The 15,748-nt window shown below is 38.6% G+C and carries 14 protein-coding genes; all 14 read right to left on the bottom strand.

Going from position 1 to position 15,748, the window contains the following annotated elements; all coding sequences use genetic code 11:
* Positions 1–30: 30 nt before the first annotated feature.
* The 14 genes from DW000_RS00980 to DW000_RS00920 all read right to left on the bottom strand — a co-directional run bounded on the left by DW000_RS00980 (position 31) and on the right by DW000_RS00920 (position 15,739).
* The gene (locus tag DW000_RS00980; RefSeq protein ID WP_120054723.1) at positions 31–1,014 is read right to left on the bottom strand and encodes a 3'-5' exonuclease; all 984 of its coding nucleotides are present in this window, start codon (positions 1,012–1,014) and stop codon (positions 31–33) included.
* Positions 1,015–1,018: 4 nt separating this feature from the next.
* The gene (locus DW000_RS00975; protein ID WP_120054722.1) at positions 1,019–2,059 is read right to left on the bottom strand and encodes a glycosyltransferase family 9 protein; all 1,041 of its coding nucleotides are present in this window, start codon (positions 2,057–2,059) and stop codon (positions 1,019–1,021) included.
* Positions 2,059–3,078: a glycosyltransferase family 9 protein gene (locus tag DW000_RS00970; protein WP_120054721.1), complete on the bottom strand. Its 1,020-nt coding sequence runs from the start codon at positions 3,076–3,078 to the stop codon at positions 2,059–2,061. The genes DW000_RS00975 and DW000_RS00970 overlap by 1 nt, the downstream gene beginning before the upstream one ends.
* Positions 3,079–3,147: 69 nt before the next feature.
* Positions 3,148–3,642: an HAD family hydrolase gene (locus DW000_RS00965; RefSeq protein ID WP_120054720.1), complete on the bottom strand. Its 495-nt coding sequence runs from the start codon at positions 3,640–3,642 to the stop codon at positions 3,148–3,150.
* Positions 3,642–4,607, bottom strand: coding sequence for an ADP-glyceromanno-heptose 6-epimerase (gene rfaD / locus DW000_RS00960; protein ID WP_101928194.1), 966 nt, complete (start codon positions 4,605–4,607; stop codon positions 3,642–3,644). Before rfaD ends, DW000_RS00965 begins: the two co-directional genes overlap by 1 nt.
* The gene (gene rfaE1 / locus DW000_RS00955; protein WP_012864234.1) at positions 4,604–6,082 is read right to left on the bottom strand and encodes a D-glycero-beta-D-manno-heptose-7-phosphate kinase; all 1,479 of its coding nucleotides are present in this window, start codon (positions 6,080–6,082) and stop codon (positions 4,604–4,606) included. The genes rfaD and rfaE1 overlap by 4 nt, the downstream gene beginning before the upstream one ends.
* Before the next feature lie 93 nt (positions 6,083–6,175).
* Positions 6,176–6,745 carry a D-sedoheptulose 7-phosphate isomerase gene (gene gmhA, locus DW000_RS00950; protein ID WP_008600733.1) on the bottom strand — a complete coding sequence of 190 codons (570 nt, stop codon included), beginning with the start codon at positions 6,743–6,745 and terminating at the stop codon, positions 6,176–6,178.
* Positions 6,745–7,671: a membrane dipeptidase gene (locus tag DW000_RS00945; protein ID WP_120054719.1), complete on the bottom strand. Its 927-nt coding sequence runs from the start codon at positions 7,669–7,671 to the stop codon at positions 6,745–6,747. The genes gmhA and DW000_RS00945 overlap by 1 nt, the downstream gene beginning before the upstream one ends.
* Before the next feature lie 60 nt (positions 7,672–7,731).
* On the bottom strand, positions 7,732–8,223 hold the full coding sequence (gene nrdR / locus DW000_RS00940; RefSeq protein ID WP_004692976.1) for a transcriptional regulator NrdR: 492 nt from the start codon (positions 8,221–8,223) through the stop codon (positions 7,732–7,734).
* 245 nt (positions 8,224–8,468) lie between these two features.
* Positions 8,469–8,633 carry a hypothetical protein gene (locus DW000_RS09790; RefSeq protein WP_165850969.1) on the bottom strand — a complete coding sequence of 55 codons (165 nt, stop codon included), beginning with the start codon at positions 8,631–8,633 and terminating at the stop codon, positions 8,469–8,471.
* Between the two features lie 67 nt (positions 8,634–8,700).
* Positions 8,701–9,270, bottom strand: coding sequence for a hypothetical protein (locus tag DW000_RS00935; protein WP_120054718.1), 570 nt, complete (start codon positions 9,268–9,270; stop codon positions 8,701–8,703).
* 12 nt (positions 9,271–9,282) lie between these two features.
* Positions 9,283–9,879 (bottom strand): GH25 family lysozyme, encoded by a 597-nt coding sequence (locus tag DW000_RS00930; RefSeq protein ID WP_120054717.1) that lies wholly within the window; start codon positions 9,877–9,879, stop codon positions 9,283–9,285.
* A gap of 8 nt (positions 9,880–9,887) precedes the next feature.
* Positions 9,888–10,421 carry a phage holin family protein gene (locus tag DW000_RS00925; protein ID WP_120054716.1) on the bottom strand — a complete coding sequence of 178 codons (534 nt, stop codon included), beginning with the start codon at positions 10,419–10,421 and terminating at the stop codon, positions 9,888–9,890.
* Between the two features lie 2 nt (positions 10,422–10,423).
* Positions 10,424–15,739: a phage tail tip lysozyme gene (locus DW000_RS00920; protein WP_120054715.1), complete on the bottom strand. Its 5,316-nt coding sequence runs from the start codon at positions 15,737–15,739 to the stop codon at positions 10,424–10,426.
* Between the last annotated feature and the right edge of the window lie 9 nt (positions 15,740–15,748).

Here is a 15,748-nt window from a genome sequence, read left to right as displayed (position 1 = left end):
CTCTATCGTTGTGAACTTGCATTAACAATATTATTTTTGGCGGTTCTTTTCAAGTTCCGCCTTGCGAAATTCTAAATATTTTCGCTCTTTTTCTCGATTGATTTCAGACTTCTGAGTATATAGAAAACGAATTTCGTCCGTACAATGGGTCAGTACCTTAGTAACATAGAATTTACTACTGCCGGACTTAATCGTATACTTTCCAACTTTAAGTTGCACCGCAAAATCGCCATGTTTAGGACATACTCCAATGGCTAGGTGCTTATCCCCTTGTAATCGTTCAGGTCTTGTCATTTCTAAACGTGTTTGACAGTACGGACAGAAGGACATACGTACTCTTCTATCATGAACAATACGTTTTTTCTCAGAAAAATTTTCATACATAAAAAAAGTGAGAATTGGAGGATATAGGAAAGGATTACTACTTTCCTTGCGAATTAGATCATAATGCAAAATTCCTTGTGCAATATCTAAAGTCTGACAAATGTGAGCTGTAAAAACTGCATCATGCAAGGCATTATGAGCAGATAAATGCTCCGTTGATATATTGAGATCCTCCAAAGCATGCGCCACAGAATACTGTTGACTTGTTCCATAGCGTTGATAAGAATAAATCATTTGCGCATCTACCCATTGATCATAAGATAATGCTTTCATCTTATGAAGCATAAGATTTTCTCGTAGGATAAGAATATCGTCTGATCCCCAAGAAAGCAGCATATATTCATCACCACACCATTTTTGAAAGTACTGCATAGCCGTCTTGAATGGCACACCATGATTGAGCTCATGGGTGGTTATCCCTGTCAACTCGCGCACATGTTTATGCATCCGTGGCAAATATTGAGGTTTGATGAACATCGTAAAATGGTCTATAATGTCCATCTTTTCATTCAGTTTTACCGCTCCGATTTGAATGATTTCCCCTGTCAACGGCATTTTTGTGCGCTTCATAAAGCTAATGTCATTGCTATAGGGTTGGTTCCATTCTAAATCAAATACAATATAGTTCATACGTTTATTTCGATTCTAAAAGCAATGTTTCCGCTGCTTTAATAACCTGTTCTTCAGAAATTACAGATAAACCTTTATAATTTCCTTCTTTAATAATTTTTTTCATGCTTTTACCAATCTCATAAGAATCCATCGTTTCTAAAACGATAGCATGAGCTTGATAAGGTCCATAAAAGAATGGATTTGATGGACCATACAGTGCCACAATTGGCACACCTTGACTGATTCCTACATGCATTGGTCCAGAGTCATTAGTAATTAATAGATTACAACGGCTCATAGCCGCTGCCAAAGGACCTAACTGGAATTTTCCGGTAGCCACAATAGGCTTTGTTTCCATTTGTTCTACTACGGGCTGCACCATTTCAAGGTCCATAGGTCCGCCAAAGAAAACCGTCTTATAACCTAAACGACCAAAGTAATCTGCTACATGAGCAAATCGTTCAGCTGGCCAACGTTTCTCAGGAACGGCGCTACCGATATTAAATCCAATGAGTATATCAGTATCAGTTAATCCATGACTAGAATAAAACTCTCGAGCCTGACGACGCCATTCTTCACAGATTTCAATATGTAAACCAGAGTTAGAAGTATCTGTTACACCTAATTGCTCTAGTACATCAATGTACATATCCGCAGCATGACGAGTTTTACGATCTAAGCGCGTATACTTTGTCATGAATGGTCTAAAGAGGAAATGGCTCATACCAGTTGTAATAGGTGCATGAATCTTCCATGCTAAATATGAAGTACGCTCATTAGGATGTAAATTAATGACTATGTCAGGTTTTCCCTTAGCATTGATTTCACGAGCCACTTCATTGAGACCTGAGATGCTATTATGGCGCCCTTTTTTATCTACAACAATAAGTTCATCAATATTTGGATTATATTCCATTACTTGTTGTAATTTTTCATCTATTACATACGTAATATGACTATGAGGAGCCGCTTTGCGAAGCACTTCTAAAAACGGAGTCGTTAATATAACATCGCCTAAATGCATTAAAAAGGTTACCACAATGCGCTTATAATCTAGTTCCATTATAGTTCCTTTCCAAGTACTTGTTCATACACTGACCATACCGCGTCTACAGGAATTTGTGCCATACAGTCTGGATCATCTACTAGTGGTTGCTCAGGTGTAGCCTTAGAAGTAGGTGAAATAATGAGATGTACATGACTACCACCATAAGGACCTGTACGCTTAGGTGATGTTGTACCAAACATGGCAATCAAAGGACGCTTCAAAGCATTTGCAATATGCAATGGTCCCGTATCGGCACTAATAAAAATCTGACAATGACGAATCAACTCAATGAGTTCAGGCATGGTTGTAAATCCAACTAAATTGATGAGATTCTTATGTTTTACATAATTTTCTATGAAAGCACCTTTATCTACATCATCAGGAGCACCGGCAATAACAACCTTCTTACCAGATTCACATAAACGAATACAAAGTTCTCCAAAATTTAGAAGTGGCCACTCTTTAACAATCCATCGTGCCCCTGGTACAACTACAATATATTCATCATCTACACCATGGCATTTCAACTTTTGTTTTATGGATTTTTCAGCCTCAACGTAAGCTGGCATCGGAAATTCAATCTCCTCCACCTCACCACCAAGGGCGCGTACGGTATCCAGATAGCGTTCAATAACATGGTCGTATTTATGCTCACCTACTAATGCTTTATTAACAAGATTACTGCCCTCACGAAGCTCCCAGTAGCCATACTTTTCAGGGGCACCAGATAATAAGGAAACAATAGCACTTTTTGCGATGCATTGAAGGTCCAAGGTCATATCAAAATGACGACTATGCAAATCTTTGCGCAATTGATATAAATAAGCAGGCTTTTTGAGTCGTTTTTTATCAATAATAATCACATCATCGACCCAAGGTGTACCAGGCAAGAGGCTAGCAAACTGCTCGTGAATGGCCCATGTAATACGAGCATTAGGCCAATTCTTGCGCACAGCGTACAAGGTAGGCAATGCGTGAATTACATCACCTAAGGAACTCATCTTGATGATGAGTATATTCTTGTAATCTTTCATATAGCCTCCCCAATACAAAACAACAACCCTAAATATATTCTTCAAAAATAGACTAAATGGAATAAATGATTAAATTATTGTTTTAATGAAATCCAATAGATTAGAACCTTTAAATAGGTACCCCTTAATGCCAGCAGCCTCAGCTGAATCAACATCACGTTGACTGTCACCGATAAGAAAACTATCTGATATATTTACATCATAATCCTTAATAGCTTGCTTAATCATGCCAGGTTTAGGCTTTCTACATTCACATTCTACTGCATAGAGAGGAACAATACCTTCTTTATGATGTGGACAGTAATAGAAATGTAAAATCGGTGCTCCACTGCGATCTAGTTCATGAGCCATATAGTCATGTAAAATCTGAACATCAGATTCTTTATAATAACCACGAGCTACACCACTCTGATTTGTCACTACAATGAGATCATAGCCCTTACTATGAGCATAAGCAAGGGCCTCTTTTGCACCATCTACCCACTCTAAATCGCTGATTTTATATAGATAACTAACATCCTTGTTAATAACACCATCGCGATCTAAAAATAATACCTTGCGCATTAGCGTAAATACCCTTCGTTATTATCTAATAGTTCACAATATTCTTTAACGGCATCTTCCATTTTATGGAACCCTTTGTCATAGCCAGCGGCTAACAATTTAGTAGTATCAGCCTCTGTAAAGCTTTGGTATTTGCCTTTTAACACCTCTGGGAATGGCACATATTCAATTTTGCCTTGACCATTGTAGTCGATAACAGCTTGCATGAATTGGTTAAAGCTATGAGCATTACCTGTACCACAGTTGAAAGTACCAGAGATTTCAGGATGCTCCCAGAAATAGAAGTTTACATTAACTACGTCTTTTACATAGATAAAGTCACGTGTTTGACCCCCATCTTCGTAGCCATCTGTACCTTCAAAGAGATTAATAATACCTGTTTCTTTATTTTTGTAGAACATTTGACGTACTAAAGAAGCCATTTTATCTTTATGGGCTTCATTAGGACCATATACATTAAAGTAACGTAGCCCAACAACTTGCGCAGTATATTCACCTTCATATTTGCGTACATAACGGTCGAATAACAATTTAGAATACGCATATGGGTTAAGTGCTTCTTCAGCTTCAGGCGTTTCTACGAAACCATGTGTACCATTACCATAGGTAGATGCAGAGGACGCATAGATGAATGGAATGCGACGGTCTTGGCAATAATGGAATAGATTTTTAGAACCTTCATAGTTGTTCTTCATCATGTATTTGCCATTATATTCCATTGTGTCTGCACAAGCACCTTCATGGAATACGACTTCAATAGGGCCAACGTCGAATGTACCATCAGCAATAGCACAATCAAAATCATCACAATCGATGTAATCTAGAAATTCTAAATTTTGAATATTGCGAATCTTACGACCATCTGTAAGATCATCTACGATGAGAATATCTGTACGACCACGATCATTCAGTGCTTTCACAATATTACTGCCAATAAAACCAGCACCACCTGTTACGATAATCATAATTTGCCCTCCTTAGCCATAGTGGCTATTTTCCCTACAATATCTGATGTAGAGTAACCTTCTTTAAATGAAAGAACCTCTACATTGTCAACGGACTCGCGTCCAATAATATCTTCTATTTTGTAATCTCCGCCCTTAACAAGAGTATTGGGACGTAAGTACGCCAGTAATTCAGCCGGTGTATCCTCTTCAAATAGTACTACACCGTCAATACATTGCAACGCACTCAACAAGGCCGCTCTATCCGCTTCACTTACGATGGGCCGTGTTTCTCCTTTTAAACGTCGAACAGATGCATCAGAATTTAATCCAATGATTAAATGATCACCTAGCTGCGCAGCTTCTTGTAAATACGTGATATGTCCACGGTGAAGAATGTCAAAACAACCATTTGTAAACACTACAGTTTCACCTTTGCTTTGCCATTGTGAAACGAGTTCTTTCATCTCTTCCTTCGTATATAATGGCTTAGATTGAATACTATGTTTATAGGAATGCCATAAGTCTAATAACTCAGAACGATGTATTGGATACGTACCAACCTTAGATACTACGATACCCGCTGCACCATTGGCGATATGTAAGGCTAAACGCATCGATAAACCACTTGCAAGACAAGTCATCATCATGGATACAACGGTATCTCCAGCACCACTCACATCGAATACCTCTTGTTGAGTAGCAGGATTATGCCATGTACGGCCATCCTTTGCAATAACCGTAATACCCTTAGCAGATCGAGTGGCCACAATATAGTCTAAATCTACAGTAGCAAGTACAGACTTAGCAGCCTCTACGATAGTAGCGTCATCATTTTCTAATGTACGGCCTACACATTCACCGAGTTCTTTCACATTCGGTGTAATACATGTCGCACCATTGTATTTAGACCAGTCTGCACCCTTAGGATCTACGATAGTTTGAACACCATATTCCTTAGCCAAACCAAAGATTGTCTTCAACAAGGTAGGTGTACAAACGCCTTTACCATAGTCAGATACGACAATACCATCTATCCCCGTTTTACATAGATTTTCCAACCAAACAGACAATTTTTGCTCTTCTTGATTTGTTAAATTTGTAATCGTTTCAAAATCAAGGCGCATCATCTGTTGACGATCACCTAATATGCGCATCTTAGTAATAGTAGAGCGGTCATCACTAGTGATTAAACCAGTCGTATCGATTTTATCAGTATCAAGTAAATGTTGTAACAAACGGCCATGATCATCATTACCTGCTAGTGCACCAAGATATACTTTACAGTCTAAATTAGACAGATTAGATGCAACATTACCAGCTCCACCAAGAACCTCTTTCATCTTGGACACGCGGTTTACAGGAACCGGTGCTTCCGGAGAAATACGACTTACATCACCAAAAACATAACGATCTACCATTACATCGCCTACAACGGCAATCTTCAAGTTTGGCAGTTGCTTTGTTAAAAACTGACTAATGGTAGTATTTATCATAATCCACCTATTCCTTATCAAAATTACATATGTTCCTAATTTAAATAAATTTTTAATTGAAACAATGTGTATCTATGAGTAAAAACCTATCGGTTAATAATCTTCTTCAATAATTTCGCACATAATGTGCCCAGCTAAGATATGCATTTCTTGAATGCGCGCTGTCACATTACTGGGAATAGCCAGCGTAATATCACATAGTTCTGCTAGTTTGCCACCGCCTTCCCCAGTGAAAGCAATGGTATGCATACCGATAGAACGGGCCATTTCTGCAGCTTTTACAACATTCTTGGAGTTACCAGATGTAGAAATACCGATGAGAACATCACCTGTACGGCCTAAGCCCTCTACTTGACGTGCAAAAACAGATTCAAAATCATAGTCATTCGCAATAGCTGTTAATGCAGATGTATCAGTAGTTAATGCAATGCCTGCAAGAGAGCGCCGTTCCTTTTTAAAGCGACAAATCAATTCAGCTGCTAAATGTTGAGAGTCCGCCGCAGAGCCACCATTACCACAGAACAAAATTTTATTACCATTTTCTAAAGCCGCTTTACAGCGATATCCGATTTCTTGAATGGTATCCATATGTTCCATCGTTTTACCAAACACTTCAAGATGCTCTGTAAAACGATCAGCAATGATTGGATTTAAATCAGTCATTATAAAATCTCCTTTAATAGTCTATCTGCATTTTTCCAGAATAACTTTTCACATTGTTCCACAGATAAACCTGCCTCTTTAAAAGCATCATAAAGACGACTCATTTGAGACATATCTGCAATCTCTGTGTCGGGTGGAATCCCATCGAAATCAGTTCCTAATGCCACTACATCTTCACCGCCCTTGTCGATGAGATATAGACCATGTTTAACAATATCTTCAATGCGACTAATTGGCGATGTGCCGAGAAAATTCTGTGCAAAATTAAGTCCTATAATACCTCCCTTATTAGCGATAAGTCTAATAAGATTATCTGGCAAATTTCGCGTATGAGCCCGAACTTCCCGTGCATTTGAATGAGATGCTATAAAAGGAACCTCTAGAATATCCCCTAATTGCTCTGTACCAGCATCGTTAAGATGAGAGCAATCAACAATTATCCCTAACTCTTGCATAGCTTCTACAAATTCAACACCTTTAGATGTTAATTTTTTATGTTGCTCACCACAATGTGGCTCGCCAAGTCCATTTGGATAGTTCCATGTTAGCGTTATAAGTCTGACTCCATCTTGGTAAGCTTGTTTAAGTTTATTTAAATCGCCACCTAGTACGCCACCTTCCTCAATAGACATAAGTGCCCCAATCTTACCAGTCTTGTATACAGACTCTACATCTTGATAAGAGAGCACATGTTGTATGTGCTCTCCATAGTGATGAATTTGTGATACACACAAATTACGCATCTCTTCATAGCGGCCATAAGGGTCATTCGTCTCACCCATATTAATAAAGAGTGCAAAGTCTTGTATCTTGCTATGAGCCTTTTGTAATTTTTCTATATCTATTTTCCAAGTATTACGATATAAATCACCACTATCAGGATGTTCTAGCAATTGCATCATCGTATCACAATGTAAATCTATCATAAAGCCTCACACATCGCTAATTTCAAAACTATGTATAACCAATCAGTAATACAGAATCAATTATTCTTCTACGACAGGTTTGCGTTTTGGCTTTTTAGCGTCTAACTTCTTCAGAGCTTTTAACTCTTCCATAAAGCTATCAATATTATCAAACTTACGATATACACTGGCAAAACGAACATATGCAACTTGATCTATGTCTTTCAGTTGTTGTAACACAAGCTCACCAATGCGATCAGTTGTAACCTCTTGGTTAATTTCATTCCGAATGTCACGCTCTACATCATTAACTACTTGCTCCATCACAGACATAGGAACTGTACGCTTATCACAAGAGCGCAATAACCCATTTAGGAGCTTACCGCGGTCAAATAATTCACGTCGTCCATTTTTTTTCAATACCATTAGTGGTACTTCTTCTATAATTTCATAGGTAGTAAAGCGACGGCCACAATTGATACATTCACGGCGACGGCGAATACTATTACCTTCATCAGTCGTTCTAGAGTCTGTTACCTTCGTGTCTGTGTGTTGGCAATAAGGACATCTCATCTGTTACTACTCCTTTTCTACTAATCATTCTAAAATAACACATAATACGCCCATTTTCTCTATATTATATTATACTTCATGATGAGTTGTAATTCAAAATAATCAATAAATATCACTATTTATAGTATTCTTAAGGTAACACTTATTGATTTTAACACAATAAATATCATATTTCACAATTAAATTTTGACGAATATTTGACGAAATAAAAAAGAGGGTAGCGATTAAGCTACCCTCTAATACGTTTAGTCTAATTCAACTAATCGTTTCAATTCACCATTTACAAACCACATTTCACACGTTACGTTATCGCCGTCTTTCAAGGTGGCCATATATAACCCCTCTTTGTTTGGTTGAATATCTTCTGCGAATTGATGTGTTTTTCCATTGAATGTAAATACTTTTGCCATAATGTTTTCCTTTCTTGGTAAATAAATAGTTGTTGCAATCCGTGCAACTCGGAGATATTTGGATCACCTACCATCTCACAACTTTAACTAATGCGGATGCACCTTTAAATTCTGAACCTTTAAAATGTGCTAACCCCTCAAAGCGTTTATCTTCATATCCGATAGTTTCGTATATTTCGCCATTATTCATTACAGTTGCACCCGCTAATATACTATGCGGTTTGTCTAAATTGATTTTATACACGTCAACTTTTTGGGCTTCGTCATTTTCAACAACCGCGGTCCTATCGCTTTTTTCTGTTGCTAATTTCGGTACATTAGGCGATTTGTTACTAATTGCATTTTTAGTAATCACCGCCGCATCATGTATCGTCGGAGCATTAACCCGATATGTTGCCACTGGTTCAGAACGTTCTTTTAACGTAATAATTTGTTGCGCTTCTTTAGTCGAAACATGCAATGCATTGCCCAATTGTTTCGGGTTCTTTGCCGCTTCTTGCTTTAATATTACCGGTTGCTCCTGCTTATGCTTGATATGGTTATTAATCAATAGCCCAACTGCAAGTACTAGCAACACAAGAAGTGCCACCGTAATAACTGGCATGTATTGCTTAATTAACTGTTTGATAGTATCCATAATTACCCCCTATTAAATAGGCCAATTTAGCACTAAATCAGCATCAAATTCCTTGCCCTCGATGTTTTCGCTAAATGTGTACTGCCACAAATTGGCCCCTTTATAGTCGCATTGGTTATTAAGTTGTGCGCACCAGATAGCGCAACCGCCTAATTGATTAACATCTAATACATTCACTAACCAGTCATAACTAGCGTACAAACCAGTATTAACATATCCAGCTTGCCATAATTTATTGATGAACACGCTACAAATATTTGTTAATTGTTGGCTAGTAGGCATGCCACGATTTGCCTTGTAATCGTCAGCATCTTCCATATCGAACCATACGCCCATAGGCAACTTACCAGTAGTTAATCCGGCATCGTTTAATGTATTCAATACGAATTCCGCTTCATCTGCCGCATTTTCTTCATTCATTGCGTAGGAATAATGGTATACCCCAATAGCTAAACCGGCGTTAATTGCGCCGTTTACATTGTTATAAAATTCACTATCTAAATTGCCACGGCCATAACCGATACGGATAATAGCAAAATCGAACCCGTTCGCCTTAATTGCGCCCCAATCAACTACACCGTTATTTTCGCTTACATCAATACCCCTCATGGTACCCCCTATAATTTAACTTTATTTTCAATTTTGGTTTTAATTAAATCCAAAAACTTACCCATAGAAACGTTGCCGCCGTCGCGGAGATTTTCCAGTATAGATAAAAATTCAGATGAACCTAAATATAACCATACAAGCGATACCGCAAATTGTTTCTGACCGCTCATTTCGTCAAATAAAATAGCGGCCATTGTGGCCGCAACATATGTCATAACTTTTCCAACAAAACCCTTACGCATATATTTAGATGCTATGAGTTGTTTTTCAAACGCTACCGGTATTGCCCGGTATTTCTCCCATGTGGCTATTTTCTCCGGATCATATCCGAACTCATCAATCAACATTTTATAAGCGATTGCCGCCCATTTTGTGAGTAAATCGACGAATACCAATAAAATAAACACGCCCAATATTTGAACGTGTTTTAAACCAATCACCCATATAGCCAACGCAGCAACGCTGCTTAATATTGTTTTTAAGATAAAGCTAGTTGTAAGAGAATTCCAACTATCGATTAAGAAATCTAACACTATTTGCATTATTACTCCTTTATAATCCCTAAGCCATATACCCCTCTTGCTACATTGGCTTTTTGAATATTTAGTTTGTCTAACTTTTCCCTCTTTGCATCGCTAGACATGGTTTCACTATCAATAATTTTCTTTGATGCTTTATTGATGGCCTTAAATGAATTTTGTGCATTTTTCAGCTTATTGTATAACTTAGGGTCATAGCCTTCCGGTCTCTGCCCTGTAAGTTTTAGTTCGTTATGTAGTTTTTCCTGCTCCTTAAAGTCGTCATAGACACGTTGCACGCTATCGCTACTTTGATATGGTTTAGCAAAGAAACGGCGTATTTCCGGTAACTCCGTTACACCTTTAGTAGGGCGTTTTTCATTCGCACCACTAATAGCATCCGTTATGTCTAATCCTAATCGAGCAAGGTTGCCACCATAACCCATGATAGTATTATCTACCTTGTATGGTGATACGTTGAATGTGTCGCCAATTTTGCGAGCCACCATGGACGTATTAGATCCGTACTGTAGTTTATCCGGTAGTTTTTCTTGTGATTGAGGTACGATGTTTCTTTGTCTGAATTTAGAGTAATTACTCCACCATTCCCAAATCGGAGACAAAGCCGTAGGTAATACATCCGGTAATAATGTATCAATTACCCTATCACCTAAACCTTTAAAGCCGACTCCGTTTCTGCCTGTTGATTTATCGTCGAAATACTGTAACATACGTTCAAATGTAGTGCCGTATAACAACCCTAATTCAAACGGCTTAGGTATCTTTACAAATTTATCCCCAGCCGGAATATGGAAGAATGTATCCTTTTCCCATTGTGGCAACTCTTGATATGCTGAATTATCTTTGTTTAAATACCATAATGCGATTGTAGGCAACGTGATAAACAAAGTAGATTTAATCGTCATACCTTTCGGATCATCACGCCATGCACGTACTAATTTGTCGCCGCCTTGAATGGTTGCATTAAAGAACGCTACAACTTTATTTGCAGTTTTGGTATGCGTACCGGTACGGCTGAAATCAATCGTAATATCACGGCTTGCAATAGATGCTTCACCTAGTGATTTAGGTTTTAAATTAGTTTTTGTTAAACGACTGTATAACCCTGTATACCCTTTTCTGGCATTGCTAAATTCGCCTAAACGAGTAGCCACTTCCGTTGCTTCCGATATAGCGCGCAACACTTCCATAGGATTTCTTGCAACTTTTGATAATGTAGACTTACGAGAAAATAATTCTCTTAAATGTCCACTCAAATAGTCTCTATCAAGGCTTACCATAGCAGCATGAGCGCCACCACTTTTGACGTAATCCCAATATAACTGGTCTTTCTTTAAGAAATGTGCTAGCCCTCTAAATGTATCAACTACAGGCAAAAAACCATGTTTAGAGAATACGCCGGCTGAAATGGTATCACGCAAAGCATTTGTGATAGCAAAGCCGGCGGTAACAGTTGAACCAGCACGTAACCAACTAGCCGGATACTGCAATATTTTTGTTATAAAATTGCTTGTATCCTTGTTCATCATTTTCATTGCTTGCGCTAATTCCGGAGTTGTTTCATATACAACTTTTTTCCCTTTAACCCAAATAGAAAATGTATTGTCTGTAGATTTTGCCGGTCTATTACCTCTTACTTCTTCGACGATGGTTCCTATACCCGGTTTCTTTGCAAGTTTAGCAAAGGTAACTCCTACGTGATTTCGTTCGATTGCATTGTAGAATTGGTATGTATTTTTTACGATACTTTCTAACGGATCAATAATATCACGTGTGCTGCCTTTGAACCGCTTAATAGGATTAGCCACGTTGACAAACCCTTTTGAACTAGAAAAGAACCCATCCATACTCTCTGCTGAGAAATCACGGAAAAACGGAACATAATTAGGGTATTTATTTCTCAATAAATGATATGTTTCCAGTTTTAATATCCCATTATTCACGAGTTCAGCAAGTATATAATCTTGAAAACGGTGAATATCTTTAGCGGCACTTTTGAATGTAGGTTTTTTTTCATACTGCTTAACGGCTGCTAAATCCTCTTTCAATGTAAATGTAGCCATTTGTCCGTTACGGTGTAGGTCTAAATCATGCAGCGCTACAAGGTAGGCGCTAAAATCTTTATGTTCTTTTTGAGGTATATCCTTAATAATATCCTCAAACGAACGAACGCCCTTTTCAGGTCTCCCACGCTTAATAAATTCTTCTGCTTTGCCTACCCAACCACGAGACAACCACGCTTGCATAAATGGATTGTCTTTAAATGCTACTTTTTCACCTGTGATACGTTCCACTTCCTCAACCATTTCACGTAATGGATTAAGTTCATCAATAGCTTTTGTATAGATATCACTCGCTACACGTTTAATGGTATCTTTAATATTTCCATCTTTAGCATCCGTAATGATACGTTCAGCTTTAGAGGTTCGTTCAAAGGAAATAGAACCTTTGATACGGTCTGCGCTAGATTGGTTAAACCATTTATGAGTAACATCAGATAATTTATCAACAGCTGCATTGAGTTCCTTATCATTTTTTACGGTTTCTTTGAAATAATTATAGAAAGTAGGAAATAACTTTTTAGCTCTCGCTCTATCTCCAATGTAATCATTGAAAAATTCGGCAAATCCCTCTTGTCGTACACCTTGTCTATTCAAATGATTGTACGCATTACCGAACCGTTGTCGCACCTGTCCTAATAAATCTTTATCGATAGCGGCTTGTAATCCTATCGAACTATGTTCATCGCTAAACCCATATAAATTATCAATGTGATGCCCTAATTCATGGGATAGTGTGCGAATATCACCCCAATTTCCAGAACGGATAACCTGAGTTTTTGTATTATACCAACCCATAGCCCCTTTTTTACCTAATCGTCCGGATTTCACTCTTTGGTCGAATAAATTATTAATAGTATCAATAATTTCTTTTCGTGATACATTGCGCCCAAGTTCTTTTACTTCACCGGCCCCTCTTCCCTCAGCTTGTTCTAATGGGTTCATGCTGTATTGTAAATCACTATCTACAACATTAGATTTTTTAACGCCTTTACTTTCCAAATAACGATTTGCCATTGCTTCGTTGCCGTCAAAGGCTTTTACAACTGCATCGTGTACTTGCTCATGCGTTGCATGATCTAGTAATTGGCTAGGCTGCTTAGCATATTGACTCACGCCACCTTCTGCCGGTTCTACTTTTAGTGTTTTTAGTTCTTGCGTATCTGCAATGAGTTCGGCAGCACGTTCCGTACGAACACGTTCCATGTATTCATGGCTCAATGTTTCAACTGGTACATCTAACGCTTCTGACAATTTGACTTTCACCGCATCAAGTTCCGTTTTAGGAATATCCGGCTTAGTTGCTGTGTTTAAATCTTTCAAGATTTCTGTATTAGAATGAACTTTATTTTCTAATTCAGTCAACCGTGTTTCAGATGCATCATTTTTAACAACGTCTTTTAATTCGTTGATGATTGTTTCACGTGCTTTTAGTGGTAATTCATCAATCGCATTTTTCAAACTTACGTTTGGTGCATCTTCTTCATAACGAAATCTACTATTTATATCGTTTTCAATCGTCTTTTCTTGAATTTTAGGTGTTTCGTTCTCTACAAAGTCAGTACTTATGCGGTCTTTAGGCTGAAATTCGTTTATTTCGCCTGTACGAGCCGTTTCACCTTCGCCTTGATAGTTTATACCTAAATCATCGTTTTTAACCGATTTCTTTTCGGTATTTTCAACGAAACTGTTTAAATTTGTGTGCGGTTCTTCTCCTTTTACTGCATCACGTTCTATGAACTCATCTCTAAATGGTTCTTCATGTGATACTCTGTTAGGGTCTAGGCTACTATCTTTAAATGATGTATCACGTGGCCCATTTTCATAGCTACCATAATTGCCTTTAAATGTATCTTCCGCAATTTCCGCGCGAACATTATCACGTGCAACTGCTGGGTCTGGTCTTTCGTAATATTCACGAATGATTTTTGCCATTTCCGCCGGTGTTGCATCTGGATGCGCACGCATTGCTTCAAGTGCGGCACTTTCGGTGTTATGCAATTCCCATACGCTGAAATCAACCTGTGTTCTCCAATCCCACGGATCTAACCCACGATTTTCGGCAAATTTTAATAAACCGTTTTCGCCGTTCAATCGATCTCCAGTAAACTGAACTAACCCACGGGATCCGTAACCGTCGCCACTTGTTACCGTCGTGCTAAAACTACTTTCAGCGCCAATATTACCAGTCATGCCGGCCGCTTCAACGTCGCTTAATCCATTCATGCGATAACGGTTATAAACGTCCGCTTGAATGTTGCCTGTTTCTCCTTCCATAGGTTGTCCGTTCAAACCGCCTTCGGAATATTCGCGCGGTTCTACTGCGTTCACTTCTTCCGGTACTGGAATATCATCAAAGGCATTATACATAACGCCTTCTTCAAATTTAGGTTCATCTTTGGTAAATCGTTCCCCAATATCTTCAAATGCATTGGTTGCCTTTTCTTTGATATGTTCACCAACACGCCCCACACGTTCACCGATTGCACTAGATACTCTTTTAGGTGTAACCCCATGTATCATGCCAGCCGGTAAAAATACATCGTCCCATGCATTAAAAGGATTATCAACGATATTTTGTGCGAATTCACCCGGACTATCTATAGCACGGCCAATAGGGTTAGCGATTGGATCAATAAGAAATCCTTTCGCCGTAGTTAGTGCCGGACTATCGGCAATAATATTTTCCGTGTTGCCTTCCGCATAATTGCTTGAATTCTGCGCGTACATATCTTGCGCATCGCCTATGATTGTAGGCGCCGCTAATATGCCGGCCGCCCCTCTAACATAAGGGTGTACGTATGGCGTAATAGCCAGATAACCAGCCGGACGTCCTACGACTTGATTATATACGGCCTTGGATTTCTCATCATAATCCGGGGCTTTGTAATTTTCGTTATATCCGTCCTCATCAAGTTCGGTTGCATCAATTTCACCGTTTCGATATGCATCTACTGCGTTACTAATTGAACGGCGACGTGCATCGTGTGCAGCATCAACCGCATTGACGGTACCGTCCCACCAATTACCTAACGTATTTTTCATATTCGTTGCAGTAGTTTCTACTTGATTAACTGCACGATTAGCTTTATCGCTTACGCCGTTAGCCACCCACTCTGCATTATTTTTGATGCCGTCCCACAATGTAGGTTTGGGTACATTATCCACATCATAGCCGTATTCGGTTGTTATATCTTCAAAAGCGTTGCCGCTATTAGCATTACTACCATAACGACTTGTAATATCATCAAATGCACCCATAGTCTACCC

The sequence above is a fragment of the Veillonella sp. AF36-20BH genome (assembly GCF_003602765.1).
Taxonomy (GTDB): domain Bacteria; phylum Bacillota; class Negativicutes; order Veillonellales; family Veillonellaceae; genus Veillonella; species Veillonella hominis.
Note: the sequence above shows the minus strand (reverse complement) of the source record. Positions and strands in the feature narration are given on the sequence as shown.

Excerpts from the sequence above, each read along its gene's own strand:
- DW000_RS00925 (WP_120054716.1), bottom strand. The coding sequence starts at position 10,421 with ATGCAAATAGTGTTAGATTTCTTAATCGATAGTTGGAATTCTCTTACA.
- DW000_RS00935 (WP_120054718.1), bottom strand. The coding sequence starts at position 9,270 with ATGGATACTATCAAACAGTTAATTAAGCAATACATGCCAGTTATTACG.
- DW000_RS00980 (WP_120054723.1), bottom strand. The coding sequence starts at position 1,014 with ATGAACTATATTGTATTTGATTTAGAATGGAACCAACCCTATAGCAAT.
- rfaE1 (WP_012864234.1), bottom strand. The coding sequence starts at position 6,082 with ATGATAAATACTACCATTAGTCAGTTTTTAACAAAGCAACTGCCAAAC.
- DW000_RS00930 (WP_120054717.1), bottom strand. The coding sequence starts at position 9,879 with ATGAGGGGTATTGATGTAAGCGAAAATAACGGTGTAGTTGATTGGGGC.
- DW000_RS00920 (WP_120054715.1), bottom strand. The coding sequence starts at position 15,739 with ATGGGTGCATTTGATGATATTACAAGTCGTTATGGTAGTAATGCTAAT.
- gmhA (WP_008600733.1), bottom strand. The coding sequence starts at position 6,745 with ATGACTGATTTAAATCCAATCATTGCTGATCGTTTTACAGAGCATCTT.
- DW000_RS00945 (WP_120054719.1), bottom strand. The coding sequence starts at position 7,671 with ATGATAGATTTACATTGTGATACGATGATGCAATTGCTAGAACATCCT.
- DW000_RS00975 (WP_120054722.1), bottom strand. The coding sequence starts at position 2,059 with ATGGAACTAGATTATAAGCGCATTGTGGTAACCTTTTTAATGCATTTA.
- DW000_RS00965 (WP_120054720.1), bottom strand. The coding sequence starts at position 3,642 with ATGCGCAAGGTATTATTTTTAGATCGCGATGGTGTTATTAACAAGGAT.
- DW000_RS00970 (WP_120054721.1), bottom strand. The coding sequence starts at position 3,078 with ATGAAAGATTACAAGAATATACTCATCATCAAGATGAGTTCCTTAGGT.
- DW000_RS09790 (WP_165850969.1), bottom strand. The coding sequence starts at position 8,633 with ATGGCAAAAGTATTTACATTCAATGGAAAAACACATCAATTCGCAGAA.
- nrdR (WP_004692976.1), bottom strand. The coding sequence starts at position 8,223 with ATGAGATGTCCTTATTGCCAACACACAGACACGAAGGTAACAGACTCT.
- rfaD (WP_101928194.1), bottom strand. The coding sequence starts at position 4,607 with ATGATTATCGTAACAGGTGGTGCTGGTTTTATTGGCAGTAATATTGTG.